Below are 3348 nucleotides of genomic sequence, written 5' to 3'. Positions count from 1 at the left end.
AGGACGAACAGATATTCGGTCAATCAACAGTTCAGGATGCCCTGGAAGAGATTGACTTCACATGGCCTGAAGCAGGCAATATCAACCTTAGGTTGGCTGCTTTCTCAGGTAATTCTGTGACGGGAGACCTTGTTAATTTTGAAACAGAGGACGTTAATATTATTGGTTCTAATTCTACGGGTGATTTGGTTTATTTTGATAGAGCTAGTACCAGAAGTTTAACTACAGATGCAGTCGATCTGGATACATCAGAGCCTGTTGTATTAAGCTTTAATTATCTTGGATTTTATGCAAGTAGTCCTGATGTGGACAATCCTGTAGAAGTTTTGTATTCAACAGATGGTTTTGCAACAGCCGGTACCGCATTGATAGATGACAATTTAGCGGTTGACGAATTTGAAGATATTATTCAGGTACTTGAATTTACCTTGCCAAATGCAGCTAAAACTGCTAATACTAGTTTTAGAATTCAACAAAAAGGTACTGTAGATTATGGAACTGAAAAAAATTGGAGAATCACAATAGGTACTTTTTATTTTAGTCCATTACAATTAGAAATAGGAGAGACTTATACAAACATTGCAGATGAATTTGTTGACAACAACAATGTGTTGTTACCGGAATTAACTATTAATAATGTATTGGATGCCGATAATGTACCTGGCGGGACTATTTACCCTGGCGATGCCATCACAGTGGAAGCCGAATTGCAGGGAATTGATTTAACAGATTTGGATTTTGCAGTAAGGTTGACCAATACCAACACCGGTGAAACCTTCTTGTTGGAAGACCAGACCCCAGCAACCGTTGATAATGGAACAAAAGAAATAACTGTTGAAGGAACAGTCCCTACAAATATTTCTTATTACAATAATCCTCTTGGCTGGAACGTGGATATATATGCCTTTGAAGGTACTGAAATCCTATTCGGCACATCAGAATACTATAATTTTACCGGAGGTTTACCCACCGAGTTTGTACAAACAGGTGGTGATCAGGATGGATCAGGATTGGTGTTTGACCAGGCTGGCGAGAGAAGTGTGACCACTTCGGGCTATAATATTTCGACAGAGAGTGATGGAGTATTGACTTTCAATGCATCAAGAGCTAACAATGTATTAAGCCCTGCGGGCACTGAGCTGATTGTAGAATATTCTACTGATGGAACAACCTACACTGAATTGACCAGCGTGGATCTTAATTCCCTGGCCTTCGGAGGTACAACAGAAGTAATTTTTGATACATGGCCTGCGGGCGTGGTTTCCGGATCAACGCAATTCAGGATCAGACAGGAAAGCAACAACGGGGCTGACCTGGATGCTTTCATTGTAGAGGATTTAGAAATTCAGAGCGGTACCAACTTAATAAGCGAGACATTTATTGGCAGAGGGTTTGCCTCTGTTGCGGCAACAGTTGAGTCGCCTAACATTACGATCAACAACTTAGATGTAGGAGGAGATGGACAAGCTTTCCCAATGGAAGCATTGACTTTGACTTATGAAATTACAGCCGGTGCTTTTCCAGCCACTACTGAGGCAACTGCTTTGGTACAAAGAGTTGGAGATCCTGATTTTGATGTAATCATAGGCGAAACCACAGACATAAGTGGTGAGTCAATTGCTATTACGGTACCGCCATTAGAGGCTGGAGATTATACAGTTTACATAGCTACCCTTAATGGGGAAACTTATTTCAGCACTACATTGTCGATTTATGACTTAGGACTTGAAATCACAAGTGTTGAGTATACAGATCCGGTAATGGTTGCAGGAGACGAGTTCACTTATCCCGGCTCAGGTTTAACAGTTAACTACAGTATACAGGGAAGCCCTGGTACCGGAGCAGAGCTGATGATGAGCGTTTATGACAACAATCCTGATGTGGATGATTGGGTGATGATTGGAAGTACTACTGATGTAAATGCCGGAACAATCACAGCTACCTTGCCAACAGGTATTGATTATGATGATAACCCTAATGTGAGGTTAAGTTTGACTAGTGGCGGTGTTCATTCCAATAGCTTTGATGAAGTTGTGGATTTTGATTACTGGTATAATAATAATATTCCTACCAGGCTATTAGAATCAACGGAGGGGTTAGGTAATACATATGTGCCAGATGGATTTGAAGGACAGGGTGTTCGTTCAGCTACTTCAGTTCCCTTTAATTTCATTTATGGAGCTAATATTGACTTTGATCTTATTTCTATAGCCAATTTCGTAGGAACTTTTGATGTTCGCCTGGAAGGTTCAGTTGATGGGGAAAATTGGGAAGAAATAGATGTAGTTACTTTTACTGGCGGAGCTCAGGTTCGTGCCTTTAACGCTGATGTACCCAATAATTTATGGTCAGAAACTTTCCAATTCAGAATTATTTACAATGAAGATGGGGCTTTTGGGCAGGGGCAAAATGTAGTTCATTTGTTTAGTAGCGATATTGATAAACCTTCATTCTTAGAGGTTGTTTTGGATGATGCTCCATTTAACTTAATTCGTCCTTCATTGGCAGTTAGCAATTATGATAAAACATCATTTGCCATGGGTGAAGCAGTAAACATTAACTATAATGCTTTAGGCTTTCCTGCTACAACAGATTACGCTGCAGTAGTAGAACAAAATGGAGAATTTGTGGTAGCAGGTACTTCATCAGATGAAGATGCAGGTACTATTGAAGCTACAATGCCTATTGGCTTTGGAGACAGCAACGATCCTTATGATTTAACGATTGTGCCTTATCAGCCCGAAACAGTTGGAGGAGATTATAAACAAGGTGAAACGATTGATGTAGATCAGGAAGAAGATTTCTTAGTAATAGAAGGACAAAATCCAGGTTTTGCTAATGACTATAATTCATTCGTATTTAATCAGATAGGTGATCGTTCATTGCTGACAGAGCCATTTGATTTTACAGATGTTTCTTCAGCAACTTTAAACTTTTATTTTTCCACACCTTTTGGCAGCATTAACCAAAATGTCAACAAAAATACTGTACCACGTTTAGAAGCTTCAACTGATGGAGGAGTTACTTTCGAGTTAGTACCCGTTTATGAATTGGAAGTTGGTGAAGAGCAGGTTTATGATGATGGCCTATTGTATTTAGCTCAAAATTATAATGTAAACATTCCTGCTACTTTATTAACTTCTGCAACCCATTTCAGATGGTCACAACCATTAAATCTTGGTGCTGATGAAAACCGATGGAGTGTTGAAAATATTTCTATTACATTAAATGATGACAACAGAGTTCCTGATTTCATTTTCACAGATAATGTAAATGGAAACAATCCGGTATCAATTGATATCATAGCGCCAAGCCTTGGTGATTATACCTGGATGCAGGCTGATTTAG

The 3348-nt window shown here is 39.4% G+C and carries 1 protein-coding gene; it reads left to right on the top strand.

Going from position 1 to position 3348, the window contains the following annotated elements; translation table 11 throughout:
- The coding region (locus JKA74_RS20600; RefSeq protein WP_201433135.1) for a hypothetical protein at positions 1–3348 on the top strand (3348 nt) is incomplete at both ends.

This window comes from Marivirga aurantiaca, assembly GCF_016679925.1.
In the GTDB taxonomy this organism is placed as follows: Bacteria; Bacteroidota; Bacteroidia; order Cytophagales; family Cyclobacteriaceae; genus Marivirga; species Marivirga aurantiaca.
The sequence above is the reverse complement of the archived record's forward strand: the minus strand, read 5'-3'. Positions and strand labels throughout refer to the sequence as shown.